This window comes from Rothia sp. HMSC071F11, from assembly GCF_001809115.1.
Taxonomy (GTDB): Bacteria; Actinomycetota; Actinomycetes; order Actinomycetales; family Micrococcaceae; genus Rothia; species Rothia dentocariosa.
Genome location: NZ_KV795737.1, coordinates 36259 through 60457, shown reverse-complemented (window position 1 = coordinate 60457; position 24199 = coordinate 36259). Strand labels below are relative to the sequence as shown.

Annotated in this window: 20 protein-coding genes; 10 read left to right on the top strand and 10 right to left on the bottom strand. The window is 56.6% G+C overall.

The features are described 5' to 3' along the window. Window positions 1–69 precede the first annotated feature (69 nt). On the bottom strand, window positions 70–951 hold the full coding sequence (gene htpX, locus HMPREF2554_RS02775; RefSeq protein WP_070553933.1) for a zinc metalloprotease HtpX: 882 nt from the start codon (window positions 949–951) through the stop codon (window positions 70–72). A gap of 293 nt (window positions 952–1244) precedes the next feature. Between htpX and HMPREF2554_RS02770 the strand changes: the two genes are divergently transcribed. Continuing rightward, window positions 1245–1823: a Fur family transcriptional regulator gene (locus tag HMPREF2554_RS02770; protein ID WP_013397694.1), complete on the top strand. Its 579-nt coding sequence runs from the start codon at window positions 1245–1247 to the stop codon at window positions 1821–1823. A 129-nt stretch (window positions 1824–1952) separates the two neighbouring features. Then, complete coding sequence (locus HMPREF2554_RS02765; RefSeq protein ID WP_070553961.1) at window positions 1953–3443, top strand: catalase; 1491 nt, start codon at window positions 1953–1955, stop codon at window positions 3441–3443. Window positions 3444–3655: 212 nt separating this feature from the next. Here the strand turns inward: HMPREF2554_RS02765 and HMPREF2554_RS02760 are convergent, their stop codons facing one another. Further along, window positions 3656–5011, bottom strand: a complete 1356-nt coding sequence (locus HMPREF2554_RS02760; RefSeq protein ID WP_070553932.1) for an SseB family protein — start codon at window positions 5009–5011, stop codon at window positions 3656–3658. 253 nt (window positions 5012–5264) lie between these two features. Between HMPREF2554_RS02760 and HMPREF2554_RS02755 the strand changes: the two genes are divergently transcribed. Together HMPREF2554_RS02755 and rarD are read left to right on the top strand one after the other, a co-directional pair. Next, window positions 5265–6767: a DUF6882 domain-containing protein gene (locus tag HMPREF2554_RS02755; RefSeq protein ID WP_070553931.1), complete on the top strand. Its 1503-nt coding sequence runs from the start codon at window positions 5265–5267 to the stop codon at window positions 6765–6767. A 245-nt stretch (window positions 6768–7012) separates the two neighbouring features. Beyond that, window positions 7013–8116: an EamA family transporter RarD gene (gene rarD / locus HMPREF2554_RS02750; protein WP_070553929.1), complete on the top strand. Its 1104-nt coding sequence runs from the start codon at window positions 7013–7015 to the stop codon at window positions 8114–8116. A 148-nt stretch (window positions 8117–8264) separates the two neighbouring features. Here rarD and HMPREF2554_RS11185 read toward each other — a convergent pair whose 3' ends face one another. The 5 genes from HMPREF2554_RS11185 to HMPREF2554_RS02730 all read right to left on the bottom strand — a co-directional run bounded on the left by HMPREF2554_RS11185 (window position 8265) and on the right by HMPREF2554_RS02730 (window position 13588). Next, on the bottom strand, window positions 8265–8402 hold the full coding sequence (locus HMPREF2554_RS11185) for a methionine/alanine import family NSS transporter small subunit (RefSeq protein ID WP_080513847.1): 138 nt from the start codon (window positions 8400–8402) through the stop codon (window positions 8265–8267). Beyond that, window positions 8402–10012, bottom strand: a complete 1611-nt coding sequence (locus tag HMPREF2554_RS02745; RefSeq protein WP_070553927.1) for a sodium-dependent transporter — start codon at window positions 10010–10012, stop codon at window positions 8402–8404. The genes HMPREF2554_RS11185 and HMPREF2554_RS02745 overlap by 1 nt, the downstream gene beginning before the upstream one ends. Before the next feature lie 290 nt (window positions 10013–10302). Then, window positions 10303–11613 (bottom strand): hypothetical protein, encoded by a 1311-nt coding sequence (locus tag HMPREF2554_RS02740; protein WP_070553925.1) that lies wholly within the window; start codon window positions 11611–11613, stop codon window positions 10303–10305. A 119-nt stretch (window positions 11614–11732) separates the two neighbouring features. Next, window positions 11733–12794: a polyprenyl synthetase family protein gene (locus tag HMPREF2554_RS02735; RefSeq protein WP_070553923.1), complete on the bottom strand. Its 1062-nt coding sequence runs from the start codon at window positions 12792–12794 to the stop codon at window positions 11733–11735. 68 nt (window positions 12795–12862) lie between these two features. Then, window positions 12863–13588 carry a demethylmenaquinone methyltransferase gene (locus HMPREF2554_RS02730; RefSeq protein WP_004005403.1) on the bottom strand — a complete coding sequence of 242 codons (726 nt, stop codon included), beginning with the start codon at window positions 13586–13588 and terminating at the stop codon, window positions 12863–12865. Between the two features lie 303 nt (window positions 13589–13891). Here HMPREF2554_RS02730 and HMPREF2554_RS02725 point away from each other — a divergent pair, with 303 nt between their 5' ends. The 3 genes from HMPREF2554_RS02725 to HMPREF2554_RS02715 all read left to right on the top strand — a co-directional run bounded on the left by HMPREF2554_RS02725 (window position 13892) and on the right by HMPREF2554_RS02715 (window position 16447). Then, window positions 13892–14725: an ABC transporter substrate-binding protein gene (locus HMPREF2554_RS02725; RefSeq protein ID WP_070553921.1), complete on the top strand. Its 834-nt coding sequence runs from the start codon at window positions 13892–13894 to the stop codon at window positions 14723–14725. A gap of 87 nt (window positions 14726–14812) precedes the next feature. Continuing rightward, a complete protein-coding gene (locus HMPREF2554_RS02720; RefSeq protein WP_070553919.1) occupies window positions 14813–15616 on the top strand; it encodes an amino acid ABC transporter permease in 804 nt (267 codons plus the stop codon). Between the two features lie 27 nt (window positions 15617–15643). Then, on the top strand, window positions 15644–16447 hold the full coding sequence (locus HMPREF2554_RS02715; protein WP_070553917.1) for an amino acid ABC transporter ATP-binding protein: 804 nt from the start codon (window positions 15644–15646) through the stop codon (window positions 16445–16447). Window positions 16448–16663: 216 nt separating this feature from the next. On the opposite strand, the gene HMPREF2554_RS02710 is transcribed toward HMPREF2554_RS02715, so the two are convergent. Both HMPREF2554_RS02710 and HMPREF2554_RS11750 read right to left on the bottom strand, forming a co-directional pair. Then, complete coding sequence (locus HMPREF2554_RS02710; protein ID WP_246825982.1) at window positions 16664–17041, bottom strand: cupin domain-containing protein; 378 nt, start codon at window positions 17039–17041, stop codon at window positions 16664–16666. 140 nt (window positions 17042–17181) lie between these two features. Then, window positions 17182–18672, bottom strand: coding sequence for a phosphatase PAP2 family protein (locus HMPREF2554_RS11750; RefSeq protein ID WP_246825981.1), 1491 nt, complete (start codon window positions 18670–18672; stop codon window positions 17182–17184). A 141-nt stretch (window positions 18673–18813) separates the two neighbouring features. Here HMPREF2554_RS11750 and HMPREF2554_RS02700 point away from each other — a divergent pair, with 141 nt between their 5' ends. Continuing rightward, a complete protein-coding gene (locus HMPREF2554_RS02700) occupies window positions 18814–19866 on the top strand; it encodes an o-succinylbenzoate synthase (protein ID WP_070553913.1) in 1053 nt (350 codons plus the stop codon). Between the two features lie 102 nt (window positions 19867–19968). Continuing rightward, the gene (gene menD / locus HMPREF2554_RS02695) at window positions 19969–21900 is read left to right on the top strand and encodes a 2-succinyl-5-enolpyruvyl-6-hydroxy-3-cyclohexene-1-carboxylic-acid synthase (protein WP_210396006.1); all 1932 of its coding nucleotides are present in this window, start codon (window positions 19969–19971) and stop codon (window positions 21898–21900) included. 157 nt (window positions 21901–22057) lie between these two features. Here menD and HMPREF2554_RS02690 read toward each other — a convergent pair whose 3' ends face one another. Further along, window positions 22058–22951: an MBL fold metallo-hydrolase gene (locus HMPREF2554_RS02690; RefSeq protein WP_070553911.1), complete on the bottom strand. Its 894-nt coding sequence runs from the start codon at window positions 22949–22951 to the stop codon at window positions 22058–22060. Window positions 22952–23124: 173 nt separating this feature from the next. Between HMPREF2554_RS02690 and gluQRS the strand changes: the two genes are divergently transcribed. Then, a complete protein-coding gene (gluQRS, locus tag HMPREF2554_RS02685; protein WP_246825980.1) occupies window positions 23125–24114 on the top strand; it encodes a tRNA glutamyl-Q(34) synthetase GluQRS in 990 nt (329 codons plus the stop codon). Window positions 24115–24199 lie beyond the last annotated feature (85 nt).

Genomic DNA, 24199 nt, shown 5'->3' with positions numbered 1-24199 from the left:
GGGGTGGTTACCAGTTTTGTTTGGTAACCACCCCGCCTTTCGCCTATAAGACAAACACGTACGCAGGTTTTATAGCTGACCGTTATCACGCGCCATCTGCTGCAGACGGGCGATGCGTTTGTCCATCGGTGGGTGAGTAGACATGAAGTTCTTCAGGCCACCGAAGGGGTTCGCAATCATAGAGGCCGAGGTATTCACAACCTGCTGATTCTTGGGATCCATAGGGTAGAGTGAGACACCCTTCTCCAACTTATTCAGGGCGGAGGCAAGTGCAATCGGATCGCCCGTGAGTTTTGCACCATCTTCATCGGCATCGTATTCACGGGTGCGGCTGATAGCCATCTGGATAACCGCCGTAGCAATGGGAGCCAGAAGTGACATCAGGATTATGCTCAAGAAGTTTCCGCCGCCACGCTCACGGTTCCCTCCCATCATGGAGCCAAAGCCAACAATCTGTGCCGCCGCCGTAATCAGAGTTGCAATACCGGCTGCCACCGAGCTTGTAAGAATATCGCGGTTGTAGACGTGCATAAGCTCGTGCCCAAGCACACCGCGCATTTCGCGTTCGTCAAGAAGCTGCAAAATGCCTTCGGTGCAGCAGACGGCGGCATTGCGCGGGTTACGTCCGGTCGCGAAGGCGTTTGGAGTCTGGGTGGGCGCCACATACAGGCGCGGCATAGGCTGCCCGGCACGCGAGGAAAGTTCCTCGACAATGTCATACAGGACCGGAACCTCTTCGCGGGTAACGGCGTAGGCGTTCATGGAACGCAGCGCGAGTTTATCGGAGTTCCAGTATGAATATGCAACGGTACCCAAGCTCACAAGGGCGAAACCCCAGATAAAAATTGAGCTGCGGAAGTATGTTGAAAGGCCGCCGCCGATAAGCATCAGCAGACCGACCATGCCACCCAACAGAAGGGCGGTCTTAAGCCCGTTATAGTGTTTGTGCATTGCGTGTACCTTTAGAAATCGTGTTGCCGTGAACGTATTAGATTACAGCATACGGGGTATATATGAGGTAGACGTCCAGATTCGCCACCAGCGTGTATTTCGTATTCTCGCGCCCACAGGTTTCTCGAATGCGAGCAAGGTCACGTGAAGTCTCGGAGTGTTCTATTATCCCCTAGAAATTCGCGGTTTTAGCGACATAGTGTCATGGTGAAAGCACCCTGACCACAACAGTTATTATGAATTTATCGTAATTGTAATTGTGAAAAAGTCAGATTAACGGTAGAGTATTGTTCATGACCGAACCCCTAGATACGAACGCACACCCGGAACCCGAGCATCCTCTTCACGGATGCTCCCACACCGGCGTGCTACCGTTGGCAGCAGAATCCGCGACCGGACTTCTCACGGAATCTTGGTCGCAAAACTTGCGCGCTAAGGGGCGCAGGGTCACGAAACAGCGGCTTGCTGTTCTACGTGCGGTTCAGGCTCATCCCCATGCCAACGCCGAAGAAATAGTCACCGCCGTGCGGCAAGAGATTCCCACCATTACCGTGCAGTCGGTGTATGTGATCCTCACGGATCTGACGAATATCGACATGCTGCGTAAGTTTGAGCCGCCGGGAACCCCGGGACTCTACGAGACCCGCACGGGCGATAACCACCACCACGCATTCTGCATTCGCTGCGGAAAAGTTCAGGATGTAGACTGCGCTGTCGGCTCAGCGCCCTGCCTAACTCCCAGCGACTTCCACGGCATGGCGATTATCAGCGCAGATGTACTGTATCGAGGCGTCTGCGCAGACTGTCAAACTGAGGCAGAAGCAGAACTGGCGAAGAGCCAGGTGCAAGCCGCAGCGAGCGTTCAGCACTAACGAACCACATTCCCACACCTTACTCCGGGCGTGAAACAGCGCCTTGGTGTTCGTTAGCTGCACCCTAAAACAAGAAGAATGCTCGTCGAAAACCACATAGCATCACCAAAAACACAGGGAGAAGCAAATATGTATCAGACCCCGCAGAACCCCATTCATCCCGGTTCTTACACCACCACGAGCACTGGCACGCCGGTGGCTTCAGATGATCATTCGCTCACCGTGGGCGCCGATGGTCCCATCGTTCTGCACGATGCTTACGCTGTTGAAAAGCTCGCTCAGTTTAACCGTGAGCGTGTACCCGAACGTGTGGTGCACGCGAAGGGAACCGGCGCATACGGCTACTTTGAAACTACCGAAGACGTTTCGCAGTACACCCGTGCGGCGCTCTTTCAGCCGGGCGTTAAAACCGAGCTGCTGATTCGTTTCTCGACCGTGGCCGGCGAATCCGGCTCCCCCGATACTTGGCGTGACCCCCGCGGTTTCGCGGTGAAATTCTATACCACCGAAGGCAACTACGACTTGGTAGGTAATAACACTCCTATCTTCTTCATTCGTGATGCCATCAAGTTCCCCGACTTTATCCACTCGCAGAAGCGTATGCCCGGTTCGGGTCTGCGCGATCACGATATGCAGTGGGATTTCTGGAGCCTGAATCCCGCAACGGCGCACCAGGTAACCTGGCTGATGGGCGACCGCGGCCTACCCCGCACCCTACGCCACATGGACGGCTTCGGCTCGCACACCTACCAGTGGATTAACACCGAAGGCGAGCGCTTCTGGGTTAAGTACCACTTCAAGACCGAGCAGGGCAACGAATTCTTCACTCAGGCTCAGGCCGATGAAATGGCGGGCAAGGATGCTGACTTCCACCGCCGCGACCTACGCGAGGCTATCGAGCGTGGCGACTACCCCGCCTGGACGCTCTACGTGCAGATCATGCCCTACGAGGACGCGAAGACCTACCGCATTAACCCCTTCGATCTGACGAAGATTTGGCCGCACTCGGATTACCCGCTGGTCAAGGTGGGCCGCATGGTGCTGGATCGCAACCCGCAGAACTTCTTCGCCGAAATCGAGCAGGCGGCCTTCTCCCCCTCGAACTTTGTGCCCGGTATCGCGGCTTCACCCGATAAGATGCTGCTCGGTCGTATCTTCTCCTACCCGGATGCGCATCGCTACCGCATCGGCACCAACTTCGCGCAGCTGCCCGTGAACGCACCCCACGCGGCGCCGGTGAACAACTATTCGCATGATGGCTCGATGCGCTACAACTTCAACGACCCGTCCGTTCCCACCTACGCGCCGAATAGTTTGGGCGGTCCGCATGCGGATGCGGAACGCGCTGGCGAAGGTAGCTGGGAGTCTGACGGCGAGTTGGTACGCACCGCCTACACCCTGCGCCCGGACGACGATGATTTCTCGCAGGCGCGCACCCTCTACGAAGTAACCATGAACGACGAAGAACGCGAACGCCTGATCAGCAACATCTCTGGTCACGTGAGTGCTGTTCGTTCCGACGAGATTCGTGAACGTGCGTTCCAATACTGGGACAACGTTCACCCTGAGCTCGGCTCTCGCGTCCGCGAGGCCGTGGCAGCCGCCGCATCTGGTTCGTAAGATACGGCAGCGTCTGTTCTCCTGTAGGTTCGAGAACATGACGCACGGCTGCAGCATGGGGTCGGTGACTTTCAGTGAGGTGGAGTCACCGGCCCCATATTTTTAAAACCGTTTGCAGGATTACACCCCCCTCCAAACACAAAATCACCCGGAAGAGATAACACCGTGTGGGTGTTTCTTCCGGGTGATTTTAGCGTGACGGATTTTATGAACTATGCGGATGCACTGGCACCAACGGGAGAAGCGCCGAAGACCGCTTCCTGTTCACGCACAATATCGAGGAGCTCGCGGATCTGCTTGATATCGAGCACAGCGCTGGGGTTGAAGTAGTTGATCTGAATACCCGGGGCGTTGAGCTGTTCCGCGAGGGTCAGTACCTCAATCGCGTGTGCTACGCGCACCTCAATCGCGGGGTCAATAGCGGCAACTTCAATCGGCGAGGTGAACGCCAGCATGTTCGTGGGGTTGCCTTCATCATCGGGGACGAATGCCGGCCCCTGTACCTCACTCTTGGGGTCAATCGCCACCACCAGAATAGAGTTTGGTGCCACCAACGAGCCGAGAAGCTGCTGCATATTGTCGTTGATAAGAGCCATTTTCGCGCCGTCATTGCGGGGCGAGTTCACAACCCACTGCACCTGGGCGCGCTCAATATAGCATTCGTGGTTAGAACCCGGATCTATCGCAATCAGATCAAGGTCGGGGTTGCTCAAGAAATCCATGAAAATCTTGACGGCCGGTTCGCGCAGAATCAGCTCGTCATCGTCGGAGTTTTCACGCATGTAGCTCTTCGAAACGTACTCTGCCGACGAGAATACGCATAGCGCCTGCATCCCGTTTTCAAGGCGAATAACCTGGTAGCGCAGCTGCGATTCGGGACCAATGTCAAGGTGCCCTGCGGGAACAATAGTTGAGCCGGAAGCATCCACGAGCAAATCGCCGCCGAGCATGGTTCGCACTACGTTAATGAGGGTTCGTTCTTTGACATCCTTCTTAAAGGCTTCGAGTGCGGCGGCGAGGTAGGGATTGGGGACCTCGTAATCGGTTTCTTTATGCAAACCCGAAACATCGCGAGCACGACCGTGCATACGTTCGGTTGCCCAAGCGGGAATACGCTCGGAATCACGCGGGAACATGTGCAGATGCTCGCGCACATCCGAAGCACTCAGGGTTCCTTCAGTACCCCAGTTTTCCGGTTCTTCGTCGCGGTTATAGGATGCCCCCACGCTGAACTTCGGTTCGGGCCAGTTATTGGCCGCCACCACTACAGATGCGGTAAACCAGGTGCCGCGGTTGCCGTCGTAGGCGGCGCGCTGGAGTTTGCGCAGATCGGGCAGTACGGGCGAATCTTCCTTGAGGGGGCCCACCGAACCGATGTACTCTTCGCCGTCACGGAATTCACGCACGCGAATATAAACCTGCCCGGCGAGGGGTTTTACGTCGAGGATCATCTCGCTCCACCCGGGCTCAGCCTTGACGACATCAAGAAGCCAGCTACCGATACGGTTGAGCGCATCCTGGGTGCGGGCGGCTCTACTCGTCGGTTCAGAACGTCGGGTATCCGTCATGGTTTTCCATTCCTTTATCGTCAGCTTGCATCTTAGGTCCCGGCGGGAAGCTACCCGCTACTCTAATGATTTTAGCGAAGCATCCGCCGTCACGCCGATTTATAACGTCATGATAGGTTAGGGAACACACTTTTGCGTGTGTGCTCTAGCATCGGTTACCGAGTTGTCTTTTGTTCAATTTTTTCTCCATCCGACCTATAAAATTGGTGCAGTTTGTGGGTACTCACAGCAAAAAGGTTGTTACCCTTAACCTATGACGAATTCTTTGCAGGATCTTATTGACGCATCAATCTTTATCTCGACCGAATACCAGGCGCGGTTGGCTGAACTTATTGGGTCTGCTGACTACGATGTAAACTTCGCCGAGCAGTCCCTCACGTTCAAGGCCGCCGATCCGGTGTCTTTTCAACCCTACCTGCTCGGTACCGAATCTGAAAACCGTGGAACCTGGATTTGGTCGTGGCAGCAATTGGGATATTTTCCAGATTCGGTAGTCTCAGCGGCGCTGCAGGCGCGAGATGCCGGTGAACGCGACTCAGTGCTAGAGCTGAGTACCGACGAAATTCCGCTCTCAGATGGATTAGCACGTCGTCTGACTTTGGCGACTAAGACAGTGACCGGTTTATACGCTCACTATCCCCTGCCGTCGGGGTCCGTGCGGGCGTGGTGCCTGGTTGACAGCCCCGAACTGACCCTGGATGCGCCCACGTACAAAGGTGTAGGGCGCGTAATTGCGAAGGCTCTGCAAAGCGAAGATATTCACGATCATCCACTCGCCATTAATTCTTATGCACGTCAGCGCGGGTTCCATACCGCCTGGGATACCGAGGCCACCGTGGTACTCACCATGACCGACGGTGCCCTGCGGTTGTGGTTCGATGAGGGGCGCATCAGCGGTATTGAGCGCGCGAAGCCCGAGGTGACCGCCCAAGAACTTGAGCAGCTTGCCTCAGAGGCTGAGCAGTACCGTGCGGAATTGGCGGCTGAACGCGCCGAAGTCGAGCAGGCTGCCGCCGCCGAGGCTGCAGAGCAGGTGGCTCTGCGCGAACAGCAGTCGGCAGAGCGTGCGGCGGCACGTGCCGAAGTCGAGCAGGCACCCACCGCACAGAAGCCCGAGGCAGCACAGGTAGCAGAGAGCACCCCCGCGCAGGAAAATGCACAGCAGGAAGAGGCAGCACCGGCTCAGCCTCAGGCTCCTGCGGCGGCTGCAGAGCGCGCTGTACCCGCTGGCGCAGCGCAGAAACCGGTGGCGGGTGTGCGCACGACCGAGAACCTCTACCCGGATACTGAGGCTCCTTTCGATCAGGATCCACGCGAGGATTCCGAGCACGGTCGCGTAACGGTCAATACCCTACCCGGCGATGTCGTTCCGAACGCTGCCGCAGCACAGACCGGCACACCTGCGGGTCAGGCTAAGGCGGCGAAGCCCGGTGCCTCCGAAACCTCGAAGTCCCGCACATCGATCACCCCGCGCGCAGCTGGCAAACCCGGCGCGAGTGCAGGTCAGGGACAGACCACTCCTCAGCCCGGCACACAGAAGTCCGCTGCGGCAGGTGCCCAGCAACAGCCGAAGCAGGCACCTAAACCTGCCGCTTCAGGTACCGGCACATCCGCACCGCAGACCGAGAGCACCCCGGCAACTGCAATTCCGGTAATCAAACCCGCCGAGCAGAAGACCGATCAGCACGAAGAACAGGGGCAGACTCAGGAAACCGGCAAGAAGAAGGGCTTCTTCTCGCGGTTCTTCGGTCTGTAGACAACGCGGTATCAGCAGGTGTACAGGGTCTTTACCCCGTACCTGCGGCATATTATCCTGACCTAGGAATTTCATCATTCCGGTGGGGTGCAACGCTGTATTATGTTGCGCCCCATCGGCGTTTAATAGGCGACTCGCCTCCGCCAGTCGGCGCCTCATACTCGTGCAAGAGTGCAGTGAAGAGTAGAGTTGTTAGAAGTTCACATCTCATCTTTCGTTCACAGATAGGGAGGATCCCTCACACTATGGCGCAGAACGCTCACAGCGCTACAGCACCCACACCAGGCACGGCGGCACACGCTGCACAGACCCGCAACGGTTTTATCTGCCTTTTCACCACCTACGCGATCTGGGGTATGTTGCCGCTGTATTTCTATCTCATGGCGTCTTCGTCTGCGCTGGAGATTGTGCTCTCGCGTGTGATTTTTTCGCTGGCATTCTGCGCGGTTCTGCTCCCTATTTTCCGGTTGACCAAGCCGTTTAACCGGGCGGTGCGTACTCCGCGCACTATGGGTATTTTGACGGTCGCGTCTTTGCTAATCGGTGCGAACTGGATGATCTATGTGTATTCCACCACGCACGGGCATACGATCGACATGTCGCTGGGGTACTTTATTAACCCGCTGGTCTCCGTGGTGTTAGGGGTCGTGTTCCTGCACGAGCGGCTGCGAAAAGTTCAGTGGATCGCCATCGGGATATCGACCGTGGCGGTGCTGATTATGAGCGTGGTGTACGGGCAGATTCCGTGGCTGGGCTTAGGTGTTGCCTTCACCTTCGGAACGTACGGGCTGCTCAAGGCGCGGGTGGGGTCGAGCGTGCATCCAGTGGTGTCGCTATCGCTTGAGACTTTTATTTTGCTTCCAGTGGCGCTCGTGGTGCTGTGGTGGATGAATACGCAGGGACAACTCACGTTGTTTTCGCAAGGCCCCGGGCACTTCTGGCTACTCGCTTCCACCGGCATTGTCACGGTGACTCCGCTGGTTCTTTTCTCGGCGGCGGCGCGGGCTCTGCCTCTGTCGGTGATCGGCATGGTGCAGTATATGGGCCCGACCATTCAGTTCTTCCTGGCGCTCTTCGTGCTGCACGATAGGATTACCCCGGATAAGTGGATTGGCTTATCTCTGATTTGGGTGGCTATCGTAATTTTTACGGTGGATGCGGTGCGCGCCTCACGCACCTCGCGCCCGTCGAAACTCACGGCGGTCGAGACCGGCATGATCCCTATTGTGCAGATTTCTCAGTCCTCTGAGGGCGGCGAAGGCCGGGAGCAGAACTATCTTCTGGATGCGGTGCAGCTCTCGCCCGAAGACACCGAAGATTCCGCAGCGAGTGCCTCCGACAAATCCTGAGCCCTTGCCGTATATGCATAAAAGTGTTGGCACGAGAACCGGTCAGAGTTCTCATGCCAACACTTTTTATTCGCGCCGAATGCGCGAGTATTCTATGTTTTTACGTGCCGGGCACGGTCCGCAGACCTGCCCGCGCGCGTAAACGGTATTATTCGGTGGCTGCCTGCTCGACAGCATCATCCTCAGGTTCTTCGGGGTGCCTGCTCAGGTTTACGAGGGCAAACACCAGGCCGCCCCAGATAATGAGGATTGCCACGATCATCATAGCGATAGCTGCACCGCTCATTATGCCTCCTCACCCTGTGTTTTTGCATGTGCTTTCAACGCGGCATCGTCCACATGCGTGTGGGCGAGTTTACCGCCGATAACGGGCGGTGCCGGAGGTTCCTCGGCAGCACGTGACTTATGCGACCACGGCAGGAATGAAATCACGATGGAACCAATAATCAGGAATGCCACCATGCCCCAGCCGAAGATGCCGAGCAGATCTGCCGGGTAGCCTTCGTAGGGTTTATTAATGGTCTTCACGAGCGTGGAGATCAGGCTGTACCCCAGGATCAGCGGGGTAACGCCCGCCAAGAGAATCATCCAGAGCCAGCCTACTTTCAAGGAGGAGACAGAGTTCAGGTGATCCCGCAGGGTCGGCAGGGCCTGCAAGCAGTAGACAACCACAACAATGGAGGTGAGGCCAGCAGCAAGAATGCCGAAATTATTCACGAAGTTGTCGAGAATATCCAGCACGTACAAGCCGGATGCGGTGGGCATCAGCAGGGTCGAGATAATCGCCAGCGGGATAATTACGATCATGGTTGAGGTCAGGCGTGAGGTCCCAGCTTTATCCTGCACACCGGCGACAATGACTTCAAGAACCGAGATGAGCGAAGTGAATCCTGCGAAGAGGAGCGAACCGAAGAACAGGAATCCGATGAGCGCACCAGCCGGAGCCTGCGAAATAATGGTGGGGAAAGCGATGAACGCCAGGCCGGTACCTTTTTCGACGACTTCGCCTACGGCGATGCCCTGTGCCTGAGCCATGAAGCCCAGCGCCGCGAACACACCAATACCCGCCAGCAGCTCAAATCCGGAGTTGGCGAAACCCACGACGGTGCCCGATCCGGTCAGGTCGGTCTTGGGCTTCAGGTAGGATGCGTAAGTCACCATAATGCCGAAACCGAGGGAGAGCGAGAAGAAGATCTGTCCGTAGGCGGCGACCCACACCTCGCCATTAGTTAGCGCACCCCAGTTGGGAGTAAACAGGGTGTTCAGACCGTTCATCGCGCCGGGCAGGGTGAGCGAGTACGCAACCAGACCTACGAACATAAAGATCAGCAGGGGCATAAACACCACATTGGCGGCACCCACGCCTTTTTGCACACCCAGCGCCATGATGACGATCAGGGAAATCCACACCAGCACGAGCGGAATAAGAATGCCGGGGTTAAAGTCAAAGGAAAGCTTTGGATCCCCCACTTTCAGGAAGTCCTTCATGAAGAAGGATTTCGCGTCGCTGCCCCATTCCTGGTTGAACGAGAAAATCATGTACCGCACCGCCCAGGCGATAATCGCGGCATAGTAGATGGCGATAACCGCGCTAATACCCATGTGCCACCAACCGATGAACTCGGTTTTGCGGTTAAGGCGGCGGAATGCCAGCGGGGACGATGCGCGCCCGCGGTGGCCAATCGCATAGTCGAAGAAGAGGAAGGTGAGGCCTGCGGTCAGCAACGCCACGATGTACGGGATCATGAAGGCGCCGCCACCGTTCTCGTAAGAAACAGCGGGGAAACGCCAAATATTTCCCAGACCAACAGCTGAGCCGATGGCGGCAAAAAGGAAGACCCTGCGGCTGGAGAAGCCTTCACGCTTCGCCGGGGTCTTGGCGGGTTTTGTACCCATGATAGTGGTTACCTCGGTCTAGATGTTCATGTATGCACGTCACGCGACGATGCGCCTTTAAGGGTAGACAGGGCATGTCGTCGTGAACGGAGGCGCGCTAGGGTTTGGGCGCGATTCTCCGGGTGCTCTGTGCTCTCAATGATGTATGGGCACAGACGTTCTTTAGGTTTACCTGATGTAGGCTATTTGGTCAATGATAGCCCATCATGTGGGATTCTGTGGGATTTATGAGGGGAATGTAATAGATAAACGCAAGCATTTTTAAACTAATACTTCTCGATCTTCAGCCCTCACGGCCTCTCATGCCGAGCAGCAGGTGCATCCTGGAAGAGACCGGATTTATCGGTACTTTTACGGCTCTCTACCTTTGAACCCCTCAAGATTCCCACCAGAATTACCGTGAATCCGCACAGCGGAGCAGCCCCGAGGGCGAGCTCGGTACGGCTCACCACATCCAGCGGCACGTGCAGCAGGAGCAAGGCCAACGCAGCCGCACAAACCCAACCGCTCACATATAAACGGTGCATATTCAAGGCAATAGCCAGATTTCCGGCGAGCACAAGCAAGGCGATAATCGCGGATTCAAGGGTCAAAATAGCAAGCATCATTCCGGGTGCAAGACCAGCATATTTAGAGTAGAAAATGTCAAAGAGAAAAGGTCCGATAAGATAGGCAAGCAGTGCGCCGAAAACGCCGATTCCCAGGACCCACAGACACGGGCGTGCTAAAGCGCGCAGTGGGTGATCTTGGTGCTTTAAGAAAGCCGATATGGCGACCCCTTGAAAGGCCTGAAGCGGCATCATAATCGGCGAACGTGTAACCCCAAGAGCAGCGACCAAGGCATTGAACTGTGCGCTTTGATCCTGCGTTGTGAACTGTAAGAAAAAGGGAAACGCCGTCATAAGAATCGATGCACCGGCGGACGAAAGCATGAGCATCACAATATTTCGTGCATACCGCCGCGAACTAACATCAATGCTCGCGTGCCAGACGCGCCGCCCGGTACGTGAAAATACGACGCACGGAAGCCAGATCAGCGAGGCAACGACAACGGCGGTCTCAAATCCGAGCAGGTGCCACGACAACACTACCGCCGCCAATGTTGCCGCCAAACGTATCAGTGCCTCACCACTGCCTAAAACGGCGTAAAAATACCAGGAATCCCGCCCGGCGGATGCGCCGCTAACAGCAGCGTAGACGGCGTACATTACGACACCAAACGCTATCAGTACAACACTCATCTGCGGGTAGGTGGGGAAAGCGGAGGACCACAGTGGTGAGGTCATGACGACGACCGCGGCAATACTCAGTCCTAACAGGGCTGCCACAGCGGAATATGAAAGTCTATTAGTGTGTGTTCGTGATTCCGGGTTCTGCAGAAGGGACGCCCCGACTGCCCGCGTTGTTTCCTGCTGAATAGCGCCGGTTATGCCGTAAATTCCGAACACGAGGGACCAGAATGCTGACTGAAACTGCCTAAACTCACTGTGCGATAAAAAGTACGCAGCAATAACCGATATAGCAAACGTTGCCGCAGCCGCTATAACCGAGCTGAAGAATATTGCGGCAGATTGATATGCGGTAACGGTTTTGTGGGCCATAGTTTCCCTTATAGAACTCTATCGAGTTCAGCTCCACCTGGGCGTTCTTCACACACTACGCTGCATCGATATACACATTCTCGTGAAGAAGTCTTCCTGAAGCAACCGTATCACGCGGTTTAGCCCTCGCGATGCACCACGGCATGTGCGAAGGATTCCAGCGCCGCCTTCGCGGTGGAATCCGGCAGCGGCGCAATGGCCGCGATCGCGCGATCCGCCCAATCATAGGCTATCTGCCACGCTTCCTGCGTGACCGGATGCGCGGCGAGCGCGGATACGGCGGCGGCAAGCGCATCGTCACTCGAGAGGTCTGCCTCAATGAGTGTTCGAACCTGACGGGCTGATTCGTCCCCGGCCTCTGCGGCACGGTTGAGCAGAATGGTCGGCAGGGTCGGCACACCCTCACGCAGATCGGTGCCCTGGGTTTTCCCGGAGGATGCACCATCGCTGACAATATCGATCACATCATCGGCGAGTTGGAATGCCACGCCCACGAGTTCGCCGTAGGTGGCGAGCATCTGAATAACCTCTTCGGAGGCGCCCGCCAAGAGTGAGCCGTACTCCCCCGCCGCCGCGATCAGCGAGCCGGTTTTCCCTTCGATCACGGAGATATAGTGATCGAGAATATCCTGGTTTTCGCGTACACCGGTTGTTTCGTAGAGCTGTCCCAGCACCAGGCGTTCGAAGGTTTGCGCCTGAATTTTCATGGGTCGCGTGCCCAGATCGGAGACCAGCAGCGAGGCACGCGAGAAAATGAGGTCACCCGTTAGGATGGCGACGGAATTTCCCCAAATGGTCTGGGCGGTATCGACGCCGCGGCGTTTAGGCGCATCGTCCATCACATCGTCGTGGTAGAGGGTCGCCAGATGGGTGAGTTCGACGACCACTGCGGCCTCAATCACGTCGTCGTTAATCTGCCCGTCCACGGCGGCGGCAAGCAGAGTCAAGAGGGGACGCACGCGCTTTCCACCGGCGAGCAGTAAGTGTCGGGCGGCAACATCGGCGAGCTTATCGGTGTAGCTGATAGCCTCGGCAAGCCGCTCTTCAATCCGCGCCAGTGAGGTAAGAATCTGGGGGCCAAGCTGCGGGTCGGACGCAATGAGCTCAAACCCGGCGGGCAGGTTGAAATCAAGTCCTGCCATCAGGTCGGTGGCTGCAATGGATTGCTCTGAGGTGCTCACGATGCCTTCTTCGGTGTGTTGGTGCGTAGCTGTATACTGTGTGTTGCTCAATGATGATGTGCTGAGTGTTAGTTTTGGGGTTTGAAGCCACGGTGAATGGCAACAATTCCGCCGCTGAGATTACGATATTTGACGTCCTGCCAGCCCGCCTGTGCGAACTTGTGGGCAAGGGTTCTCTGATCCGGCCAATCGATAATCGACTCCGCCAAATATACATAGGATTCCGGGTTCGAGGAGATCGCGCGCGCTACGGGCGGTATCGCCTTCATAATGTATTCCTTATACACCTTACCGAAAGGGGCGAAGGTTGGGGTTGAGAATTCCAGTACCACGATGCGCCCGCCGGGCTTAGTAACCCGGTACAGTTCGCTCAGCGCACGGGGGTAATCCGCAACGTTACGCAAACCGTAAGACATGGTGACGGCGTCGAAGCTGTCGTCCTCGAAGGGAAGGTCGGTGACATCCGCCCGCACGAAGGTCATATCGGGGCGGCGTTTGCGCCCGACCTCCAGCATTCCTTCGGAAAGGTCCGCGGCGATAACATCAATCCCGGCGTCGGCGAAAGGCTCGGATGAGGTTCCGGTACCGGCGGCAACGTCGAGGACCTTCTGCCCGGGATGTGCATCCACGGCGGCGACGGTCTGTTTGCGCCAGTAGATGTGCCGTCCCAGCGACAAGATGCCGTTCATCAGGTCGTAGCGCTTCGCGACGGTGTCAAACATGGCGGCGATATCGCCGGTCTTCTTGTCAAGGGTTGCGCGGGTACCCTGAACATTTTTCTCTACGTTGCTCACGCCTTCAATTGTGGCATGTTCTGCCGCCCGTGGGGTAGTTGAGCACCTCCTGATGCGTCATCTGAGGTGGCGAACACTTTAACTCACGAAAATATGCACTCTTGTGCCCGGTGTTGCGCACGTGCAGCACGTTTCTCCCGCCGTCCGCTGCGGCGCGACAGTATTCCTGGTTTTATGCATACTATGCATACATAATTCTTCATTTACTCAGAAAAATAGTGAATATTTATAGGCATACTTGCATTCTTTATCGCACAGGTGCACAATGGAAAACATCAAAATTTTCTACACACGGAGCACACCATGTCGATTTTCACCGCAAAACCCAACCTCAAAAAGTCCCTCGCGATCCTCGCGCTCGCACCCCTCGTCCTCACAGGATGCGTCTCAACCGCATCCGACGGCGAAAACGGAGAGGTAAACCTCATCAACAACGGCGTCCTCACCGTCTGCACCAACACCCCCTACATGCCCTTCGAATACGAAGAAAACGGAAAAATCGTAGGTATCGATGCAGATATCGCAAACGCTATCGCCAAAGACCTGGGTGCAGAAGCACAGCTCACCTCCATCAGCTTTGAAGGCCTCGATTCGGGTACCGGGCTCACCAGCGGACAATGCGATATTGCGCTCGGGGGTATCAGCGTAACCGACGAGCGGAAATCCAAGATGGAATTCACCGACGTTTATTTCGAAGACAACCAGGCAATTCTGGTTCCCAAAAACTCTAAGATCTCCTCCGTCGAAGATCTTAAGAACGCCAAAGTCGGCGCTCAGCAGGCAACCAGCGGCGAATCCTATGCCAAAGAAAAAGGCGCGGACGTTGTGCAGTACGAGGACAACGAACTCATGTTCTCGGCATTGAAGACCGGTCAGGTGCAGGCCGTCTCGGCAAACCTCTCGGTTATTTCTGAGGCTCTGACCAAAGACCCCGACTCTTTCAAGATCGCCTATCAGACCTCGGAAAATGCCGACCAGATTGCCGGTGCGGTAGCCCCCGAAAAGAAAGCCCTGCTGGATAAAGCAAATAAGACAATTCAGCAGCTCAAGTCCAGCGGCGAACTCGATAAGATCAAGGAAAAGTGGACCAAGACTAAGTCTTCGCCCTCATCCGCATCTTCATCCAGCGCAAACTAACCGCGATTAGCGCGGCGCGCATTCGTTCGCTAACGTGCGCCGCGCATCCTGAATATCACGATCAACACAGACTACGTTAGTGTAACGATGGCACAGAATAAACTATCTCCCCGCAAAAAACAGGCTATGTTCCGGTACTCCCAGTATGCTCTGCTGGCGGTTATCGCGGTTCTTATTATTGCCCTTGCCGACTGGAAAACACTGTCCAGCCAGGTATTCAACCTTGAGGTTGCGCAAAAGCAGTTCCCGAACGTTATTACGGTAGCGCTCAAGAATACCCTGATCTACACGGCCCTGGGTTTCGCCGTGGGTCTAAGCCTTGGCCTTATCCTGGCGCTCATGCGTATCTCATCGATCGCACCCTACCGGTGGCTGGCGACAATCTATGTCGAAATTTTCCGTGGCATTCCGGCGCTCTTGGTGTTCTTTACCTTCGGCTACGGCATTCCCCTCGCCTTCAAAATCCGGTTTGTCGATAACCTCATTCCGGTAACACTCTCCCTCGGACTGGTGTCCTCTGCCTATATCAGCGAGGTGCTGCGTGCCGGCCTACAGGCGGTTCCGAAAGGTCAGTATGAGGCGGCACGGTCGCTGGGCATGTCGCACACCCGGGCGATGCTCTCGGTAATTATTCCGCAGGCATTCCGCATCGTGCTCCCTCCGCTGACTAACGAAGTTATTCTGCTGACCAAGGATTCCTCGCTCGTGTACCTGCTGGGTGTACAAATCGCGCAGTACGAGCTGGCGAAATTCGGTCGTGAAGGTATTACCGCATCCGGCGCAGGGCTCACTCCCCTGGTGGTCGCGGGCCTGTGCTACCTGATTATTACCGTGCCGCTGGGGCAGCTATCCGCATATTTTGAGAAGCGCACGGGCGCATCACGCAAGTAACCACGACAAAGACTTTGGGAGATTGTCATGACTGACACAGTAACATCGGCGGCATCGGTGAGCATCACGGGGCTACATAAGTCTTATGGCAAAAACGAGGTGCTGCGCGGTATTGATATTCAGGTTGAACCGGGCGAGGTCGTCTGCCTGATCGGCCCTTCGGGGTCGGGTAAATCAACGCTTCTGCGATGCGTAAACCTGCTCGAAGAGCCCAATGCGGGAACCATTACCGTGGGCGGTGTCGAGGTAACCGATCCGGATGCCGATATTAACGCTTTGCGCACCCGCATGGGCATGGTGTTTCAGCAGTTCAACCTGTTTGGGCATCTGAGCGTGCTTGATAACTGCACGATTGCCCAGATCAAGGTCTTAGGGCGTGATCGTGCAACGGCAGAGAAGATTGCCCGCGAACAGCTGGCGAAAGTGGGGCTGGCAGATAAGGAAAATGCCTACCCGAGTAAACTTTCGGGCGGTCAGCAGCAGCGTGTGGCGATCGCTAGGGCGCTGTCGATGAACCCCGAACTCATGCTCTTCGACGAGCCGACAAGCGCGCTCGACCCCGAAATGGTGGGCGATGTTCTTACGATTATGCGTGATCTCGCCGACGAAGGTATGACGATGATCGTGGTGACCCACGAGATGAGCTTCGCCCGCGATGTCGCCGATAAGGTCGTCTTCATGGCGGGTGGCGTGGTCGTCGAAGAGGGACCCGCCGAGCAGGTGATCGGCGGCCCGCAGCATGAACGTACCAAGACATTCTTAGCGCGTGTGCTTGATCCCACCCACGTGGATGAAACCCCCGCAGATCAGGATGCGGCAGCAAACGCCTAGTCCGTTTGCCTTGTTTCAGACCAGCCCCGCAGATACGTTTTCCTCCAAGTGCTCCGTGAGGAAGGTATCTGCGGGGTTTTTACTGTTTCACAGAAAACCTGCTCATAACAGCTTTGCCTGTGTTGGGGAGAATATACGACAATGTCCCGTATCCGTCGCTGGATACGGGACATTACCGTGCTTAAAGGGATTTATTTATTTCTAAGGCGTTGTGCCCTAGACCTGTTCAACCTCAATAGTGATATTAGGCTCCGGATGTGATTCTCCGGTCAGCATAATGACCATCAGGGTTGAGTCTTCGAGTGCCGTTACCGAGTGCAACAGCTTTGCCGTGGTGTGGATGAGTTTACCGGGTTCCAGAATAATGCTCTGCCCCTTGGTACTGTAATCAACCTTGCCTTTAAGCACCTGCACGACCACCGGGTGTACGCTGTGGTGTTCGTGCCAAGATTGACCGGCTGCCAGCTCCATTAGGGTGATACTGCCGCCATCGGCATCAAGGATTTTCTTTGCCTGCGGCTTAGTCTCAAAGGGGGTGAGAACTTCGGTGAGCTGTGGGAAAACAATCACACGCCCTTCGTGAGTACCCGCCATGAGTTCTAACCTTTCGCCGATGATGGTTGTTCTTTTAGGATACGCGCATCCTAAAATTTGCATGAACTATACTAAATTCTATGCCCGTTTTACGAGCGTAGGCAAACAGTGACATATATATTTCATAACGTGATACGGCCCTAGTATTCCCACACGCGCGTATAGGGAGAAGATACCTGGTTACGCGGGCGCAGAAGCCGCACCAGTATCGCCGTGGTGCCCGTGCTAACCGCCAAAATCAGGCAGGTTGAGGCAACGAACACTCCCCCGGGCATAGTGGAAAACATGGTGACCGCATACATCGCGACCGCGCAGAACGAGAGGAACAGGCTTGCAATCGTCAGCAGCGGCACCGCAATGGCTCCCACCACGCGAGGGGTCGGCGCGTTAAATTCTGCACGGCGCAGGTACCGAAGAACGCCCAAGCCGAGAACGGTCCAGAGAGCAACTACCAAAATCGCGCTGATAACATCCGCTGGGCGATGCCAGCCGTTAATAATGGTGGATGCGCCCGTAGCGCAGGTCGCCATTGCAGCCAAGACCGCAATCGTGGGTCGAAGCGCGCGAGGCGCTGCGATGAACAACGCGGCACCTGCAGAAGCGGCGAATGCCGTGTGCCCGCTCGGCGCGGAGTTCAAGAGGGCTTCCTGAATACCGAAATTAGGCTTGGTAATCACATAATTCTTGAGAGCGTGGACGCTCAAACACGCGCCCGTACCCGCAAGAATACCCACAATAGCGGGCAGGATACGGTGCTTCCAGATCAGCCCAATAATAATGCCGATCACCGCGATTACACCGGTAATCGTCGGCAGGTTATCGAGCGCCGCCAAGGTAGGACGCTGGTATTCCGCGAACTGGCTGGCATATTCGGTAAACGCATTTTCGTCGAGCTGCTGCCCGGTACGGCTGTAGATGAAGAACTGGAGCGTGGCGTAGAGCAGAGCACCGAACAGCACCATAACGCCCAGGTGCTGCGCCACAACCTTGGTACTCGGCGGATCATTAGGAATGGGGGCTTCTGCGGGAGCGACCACTCCGGGGGTCGCAGGGTTCGGGCGAGCGCTGTATCCGGCATAGTTCGCGGCGCTCATCGTCGGGTTAGCGGCGTGGGGATGCGCGGCGGCATTGTACTGCGTGCCCGGGGGCGTGGTCTGCATACCGGGAGCACCCGTTGGCATGGCGACCGTGGCAGGATAATCAGCCGAAGGGGCTATATCCGGCTGCACACGGGTTTGGGGCTGGGCGGCACGCGTGTGTTGAACGTAGTGAGCACGCGGATCCTGCGATGCGCTGATGGCTTCGGTTGGAGAATCATCAAAAGCGTCGAGGGCTACCGTGTCAGAGCTTTCACGGGGTTTAGGCGCCTCGTGCGGGTTCGGGATGGCGCGGGTTGCGTCCGTATCTGGTGAGGAAGATGGCAGATCCTGAAGGTTCAGAAATTCGGTCGCATCATCATCGGTTTCATAGGAGGATTGGATGCTCGATAACGGAACCGTCGCATCGGCATCGGCACTGTCGTTATCGGCTAGAGTCTGAGGAGATAGAATACGCGTAGCATCGTCCGTGTCATTTGAGGTACTGGTATGGCGAGGAACATGACCACGCGATGTGTGAGGACCCTGTGACATACTTTTTCCCTCCAAAATGTCTGTGATGCGGTGTCTGTAAACACGACATAGAAAACACTATCTCAGGTTAAGCTATGAAAAATACGTGTTTTCTAAATTCCAAGCTGGGAGTTTACCGAGAATACCTTAAGGAGAAACGCCATGTCATCCGTGCCGCCGTTGGGATACGGGTTCATCACTGAGGGCTTAGCTTTGCCGCCGTTAGAGCAGGTTTTACGCGCCGTTCGAGTGGTTGATATTCCCATGCGGGTGACCTTCCGCTCAGTCAATCGGCGCCAGAGTGCGCTGATACAGGGTCCCGCCGGATGGGGCGAGTTCGCGCCGTTTTTAGAGTATGACGATCATGAGGCGGCGGCGTGGTTAGCCTGTGCGTTAGAGTCCGCCTGGCTGGGGGCGCCGCCCGTTCGACGAACCACTATTCCGGTGAACGCAACCCTTCCCGCGGTGAGCGCCGAACGGGTTCCCGAAGTGCTGAACAACTATCGTGGAACCATCCACGAGCTTAAAATCAAGGTTGCCGAGAAGGGGCAGACTCTCGACGATGATATTACCCGCGTTGCGGCGGCGCGGCGTGCCCTCCCGAACGCGCGGTTAAAGGTGGACGCTAATGCGGGGTGGAGCGTCCCCGATGCTCTCGAAGCCCTTGCGGCGCTGAACGAGTACGATCTGCTTTATGCCGAGCAGCCCGTCGCCACGGTTGAGGAGCTTGCGCAGGTGCGTGCCCTGGTGCGCGAGCACGGCCTTTCGATGCTCATCGCCGCCGACGAATCCGTGCGTAAGGCTAGTGACCCTCTCAAGGTGGCGCAGGCGCACGCCGCCGATGTGCTTATCGTCAAGGCGGCGCCTTTAGGCGGGGCTCGGCGCGCACTAAAGATCGTTGAACAGGCGGGTTTACCCGCGGTGGTGTCTTCGGCGCTGGAATCTTCCGTAGGTATCGCAACCGGTGTGTCTCTGGCGGCGGCTCTGCCGAATCTTCCCTATGCGTGCGGGCTGAGTACGGTCTCACTGATGAGCGCCGATGTGACCGAAAATTCGCTGCTTGCTCGCGATGGCGAGCTCCAGATGCGGCAGGTTGCACCTATGGAGTCGGCACTGAGGCGCGTTGAAGCAGAGAGCGAAGTGCAGGATACCTGGATGGAGCGCATCCGACGGTGCTACCTGGTGCTTCAGGAAGCCTTGCACACGAGTCTTTAGCCAGGTATGTTCTGAACACTCTGGTCAGTGTTCTGGGGGCTAACTGCCCGTTTAGGGACCCCATATTCTTCACACGCCCAAACACCGGTCTAGAATAGACGGGTGACTGAAAACCCCGACCGTGCCGACACCGTTCAAACTCCCCCCGTTCCAGACTCCATGCTCTCCGCCGTCGCCGTGCTCGATTCCCTGATTCGCGCGGGCATGCGGCATGTGGTGGTTTCCCCAGGTTCTCGAAGCGCTCCCCTGGCGTATGCGGTTGCGGCGGCCGAAGAGGCAGGTGCGTTGATTGCCCACGTGCGCGTTGATGAGCGCGTGGCAGCGTTTACGGCGCTGGGTATCGCGAAAGCTTCGCGGCTGCCCGTGGGGTTAGTGTGTACCTCGGGAACGGCGCTGGGTGAGTATTTGCCCGCCGTGATGGAGGCTTACCATGCCGGGGTTCCACTGGCGATCATGAGCGCGGACCGTCCCGTAAGGCTGCGTGGGACCGGTGCTAATCAGACGACGGTTCAAACCGATTTTTTCTCTCCCTTTGTGCGTGCAAGTGCTGATTTGACCTCGTACCCCGAACATAATCCTGGGCAGCAGACTGCCGATTTTATGGCATGTTTAGCGGCGCTGACCGGCAGCGATGCGCAAGATTGGTCGCGCACAAGCGATGAGCCCGTGGGGCCGGCGCATATTAACGTGTGTTTCGACGCCCCGCTCACACCTTCGGCTCGGACAGCCGAGATTCTTCCCACCTGGGCCGCATCGCTTGCCGAGCATATTGCCCCGGGGGCCGCATCGTACCCCGTTGAGCTTGAGCCTGCACGGCTGAGCCCTGTCGAGAAGTTCTGGCTGATGCAGCATGAACAGGCGGCTCAGGCCTCGCCACTTAAACCCGAAGGCGCACCAGACTGCCCGAAAACGGTGGTGATCGCGGGAGACGGTGCCGAGCCGTTCGCTGCCGAGTTTGCCCGCGCGTTGAATCTGCCGCTGCTGGCGGAGCCTTCTTCGCAGGCGCGGCACGGCGCCACCTCGATTCCCCAGTACACGACGGTACTCGGGGAACATGCGGTTTCCGAACTGGGGCAGGGCATCGAGCGAACTATTTTATGCGGGCATCCTACGCTTTCGCGCCCTATTTCTGCGCTTTTAGCGCGTACCGATGTGCAGCATGCTTACTATGCGCCTCGGCGCGCCAGCTGGTACGAGCCCGGGAACCGTGCCGTTCGCGAGATTGATTCGCCCGCCGAACTTGAAGCCTTTGCGCTTATGGGATCGGGCATGCGAGCCGATGATACCTGGCTTGATGCTTGGGTCACTGCCGGTCGGCGGGCTCAGGAGGCATCGCTCACATCGATCGAAGCCTATCGTTGTGCCGAGTCTGAAACAGTGCAGCCGCAGGCCTCTGCTCCATCCGAGGAATGTAACCAAGACGGTGCACATACTTCTCAGCCTGCTAGAATTCCCGCTCAGGCGCTTGCACTCCAAACCTGGAATACATGCGCACAGCAGCGCCGTACCCTCGTCGTCGGCTCGTCGAGTATTGTGCGCGATCTAGATATTATCGCCCCCGCTCTTGGTGCCGATGCGCCCGCACGGGTTCTCGCAAACCGCGGGCTTTCCGGCATCGACGGGCTTATCGCAACGGCTGTCGGTGTTTCTTTAGCGGGCTACTACCCCACCGGTAACGCACGCACGGCTGCCGATGATTCCGCCCATGTGGCGGGCGCGCCGATTCCGGTTACCCTCATATGCGGCGATTTGACCTTTCAATACGACATTTCTGCGCTGAATCTGCCCATGACGGAGCTTCTGCCCGATCTTGACGTCGTCGTCTATGACGATGCCGGAGGCGGCATTTTCACCGCGCTGGAACACGGCGCTCTCGCCCAGAATCCACAATTTGCCCGCGCCGTCGAGAGGTTCTTCACGGTTCAGGCGGCACCGAATACGGATTTGGAACGCATGGCGGCAGGCTTCGGTGAGGAGTCAGGTATTCGGGTGCGCATTCACCGCCCGAACGATATTTTCGATACCCAAGCTTAGGTTACGCCTTACCCCTTCTAAGATTCGCAGAATAAAATCTCCGCACAGGGACGCACCATAACCTCGAAATGGTACGTACCCTATGCAGAGGTTTTCAGAAATTCTTATGAATATGACGATATATGTCATACCCAGTCGTCATATGTCTGCGCTTATGCTAGTGCAGGCTGCCAATCGTGATAGGACCGGTGTATCCGGTGGTTTCAGAGCTGTCGGTAGGCACTTCGGTACCGTCAAGCTGTGCCATACGATCTAGCAAGAACCGGGTAGGTCCGGGTGCGTACGGCAGGTGGTACATGGCGGCGGTGGTACTCGCATCATTCGGGTCAATAGTCGAATGGCGAATAGCGTAAATAGCCTTCTTCATGGTCTCCTGAAAACGTTCCACAAAGTCACGCTCTACGGGATCGCCGCAGCCAGGCACGTAGACGCGGTAACGATCAAGCTCAAGAAGCGCGCCTAGGGTCTCTACCCAACGATCGGGGAAAGAGTCTTCAAAGGATGGGTCGGTCCCCTGCTCCAGCAGACCGCCCGTAAAGAGCACATCGTCGGTGCCCACCAAGATATCGCCCTCGGTATGGCCGGGACCCAAGTAGATGAGGGTTGCCGAGCGCTCCCCCAGATCAACTGGGGTAAAGGTAATGCCTTCCCCACTTTGGGCAACCAGATGATTTGGCACCACGATATCGGTTGCCGCCCCCTGGTGGTGTGCCATCTCAGGTTCTAGGGTCTCCACATACAGGCGCTGCCTATCCCCGTATTTCTTGATAGCGCGTGCCGCCCGTGGGTGCGACCAAAACTCTTCGGTGCCCATAGCCGCAAAAACGTCGTTTCCGAAGTAACGCTCGGGGTGTGCGTGCGTATTGACGACGACGAGGGGCATACGGGTAATACGACGAACCTCATCATAAATTTCGGTTGCCTGTCGAGGTCCTGCACCGGTATCGATCACGAGTGCTTTCTCAAGACCGAGGATGAGTCCGGTATTTAGACAGTAGTTATCGGTTGCAATACGATAAACACCGTCCGCTAGTTCAATCGTGGTTGCCATACTTCTAACGGTACTCGACTTTAGCGTCAGATACGGAATATTTTTATAAAGGTTTAATAACACACTTGCGAATGTTTATCACGAAGTTCCCCGTGAGGTTGTTATTATTTTGTTATTTTTTGCCGCATCCTATGGCGTGAGGCACTTTTAGAGGTACCGCTAGGATTAAAACCATGAGCTTACGCAGCACCACCACCCAGGATTCTTTCACAATGCACGATCCTGCTTCAGTAGGCGCAGGCAGGTACGCACCGTCCCCCTCTGGAGACCTACATCTGGGCAATCTGCGCACCGCAATTCTCGCATGGCTTCTCGCGCGACAAGAGGGGCTACGCTTTGTAATGCGCATCGAAGATCTCGATCGTGTGCGCCCCGGCGCCGCCGAACAGCAGCTTGCCGACTTAAAATCTTTGGGGCTCGATTGGGATGCAACGCCCGGCGAAGACCCGCAGCGCCACGACCATGTTTTACGCCAGAGCACACGACTTACCGCCTACGATGCCGCCGTGCAGAAACTCCAGGATGCGGGGCTGCTCTACGAATGCTATTGCACGCGCCGCGAGATTTTGGAGGCAACTTCGGCACCGCACGGCATCCCCGGCTCCTATCCAGGGACATGTCGCAATCTGAGTGATACCGAGCGTAAATCTCGCCGTGAGATACGCCCTCCCGCCCTGCGTTTGCGCGCCGAAGTCAGTGAATTTACGGTACAGGATATGTTTGCTGGTGAGTATACGGGCGCCGTCGATGACGTGGTGGTTCGCCGCAACGACGGCACCTACGCTTACAACCTAGCCGTCGTGGTCGATGACCATTATCAGGGCGTGACCCAGGTGGTGCGCGGAGACGATTTATTATCTTCCGCTCCACGCCAGGCATACTTGGCGGCACTCCTGGGGTATGAACCGCCCCATTATGCCCACGTCCCCCTAGCCCTCAACACGGAAGGTAAGCGTCTAGCGAAACGCGACGGCGCGGTAACACTAAGGCAACTTCGGGATGCAGGGTTTGCAGAGCCCGATATTTTGGAGTGGATTCGCGCCTCCATTCCCATTCCTGATGCCCCACAGTTCCCGAAATCGGCTCAGGATTTTCTGGAATACTTCGATCCTAAAGCCATGAGTTCCAAGCCGTGGATCATTACAAATCCTTTAGATTTATAAGAAGCAAAAGCATCACCACACGCCACCCGTTCACGTTGTGGTCGAAGCAACCTCAAGAGCCGCGAATTTTCGGGGTCGTTTCGCC

Bases quoted from the DNA above. Each gene is read 5' to 3' on its own strand.
- HMPREF2554_RS02700 (WP_070553913.1), top strand. From the start codon at position 18,814: ATGTCATCCGTGCCGCCGTTGGGATACGGGTTCATCACTGAGGGCTTA.
- HMPREF2554_RS02720 (WP_070553919.1), top strand. From the start codon at position 14,813: ATGGCACAGAATAAACTATCTCCCCGCAAAAAACAGGCTATGTTCCGG.
- HMPREF2554_RS02740 (WP_070553925.1), bottom strand. From the start codon at position 11,613: ATGGCCCACAAAACCGTTACCGCATATCAATCTGCCGCAATATTCTTC.
- gluQRS (WP_246825980.1), top strand. From the start codon at position 23,125: ATGAGCTTACGCAGCACCACCACCCAGGATTCTTTCACAATGCACGAT.
- HMPREF2554_RS02760 (WP_070553932.1), bottom strand. From the start codon at position 5,011: ATGACGGATACCCGACGTTCTGAACCGACGAGTAGAGCCGCCCGCACC.
- HMPREF2554_RS02710 (WP_246825982.1), bottom strand. From the start codon at position 17,041: ATGGCGGGTACTCACGAAGGGCGTGTGATTGTTTTCCCACAGCTCACC.
- HMPREF2554_RS02715 (WP_070553917.1), top strand. From the start codon at position 15,644: ATGACTGACACAGTAACATCGGCGGCATCGGTGAGCATCACGGGGCTA.
- HMPREF2554_RS02770 (WP_013397694.1), top strand. From the start codon at position 1,245: ATGACCGAACCCCTAGATACGAACGCACACCCGGAACCCGAGCATCCT.
- HMPREF2554_RS02745 (WP_070553927.1), bottom strand. From the start codon at position 10,012: ATGGGTACAAAACCCGCCAAGACCCCGGCGAAGCGTGAAGGCTTCTCC.
- rarD (WP_070553929.1), top strand. From the start codon at position 7,013: ATGGCGCAGAACGCTCACAGCGCTACAGCACCCACACCAGGCACGGCG.
- HMPREF2554_RS02755 (WP_070553931.1), top strand. From the start codon at position 5,265: ATGACGAATTCTTTGCAGGATCTTATTGACGCATCAATCTTTATCTCG.
- HMPREF2554_RS02690 (WP_070553911.1), bottom strand. From the start codon at position 22,951: ATGGCAACCACGATTGAACTAGCGGACGGTGTTTATCGTATTGCAACC.
- HMPREF2554_RS11750 (WP_246825981.1), bottom strand. From the start codon at position 18,672: ATGTCACAGGGTCCTCACACATCGCGTGGTCATGTTCCTCGCCATACC.
- HMPREF2554_RS02725 (WP_070553921.1), top strand. From the start codon at position 13,892: ATGTCGATTTTCACCGCAAAACCCAACCTCAAAAAGTCCCTCGCGATC.
- HMPREF2554_RS11185 (WP_080513847.1), bottom strand. From the start codon at position 8,402: ATGAGCGGTGCAGCTATCGCTATGATGATCGTGGCAATCCTCATTATC.
- HMPREF2554_RS02765 (WP_070553961.1), top strand. From the start codon at position 1,953: ATGTATCAGACCCCGCAGAACCCCATTCATCCCGGTTCTTACACCACC.
- htpX (WP_070553933.1), bottom strand. From the start codon at position 951: ATGCACAAACACTATAACGGGCTTAAGACCGCCCTTCTGTTGGGTGGC.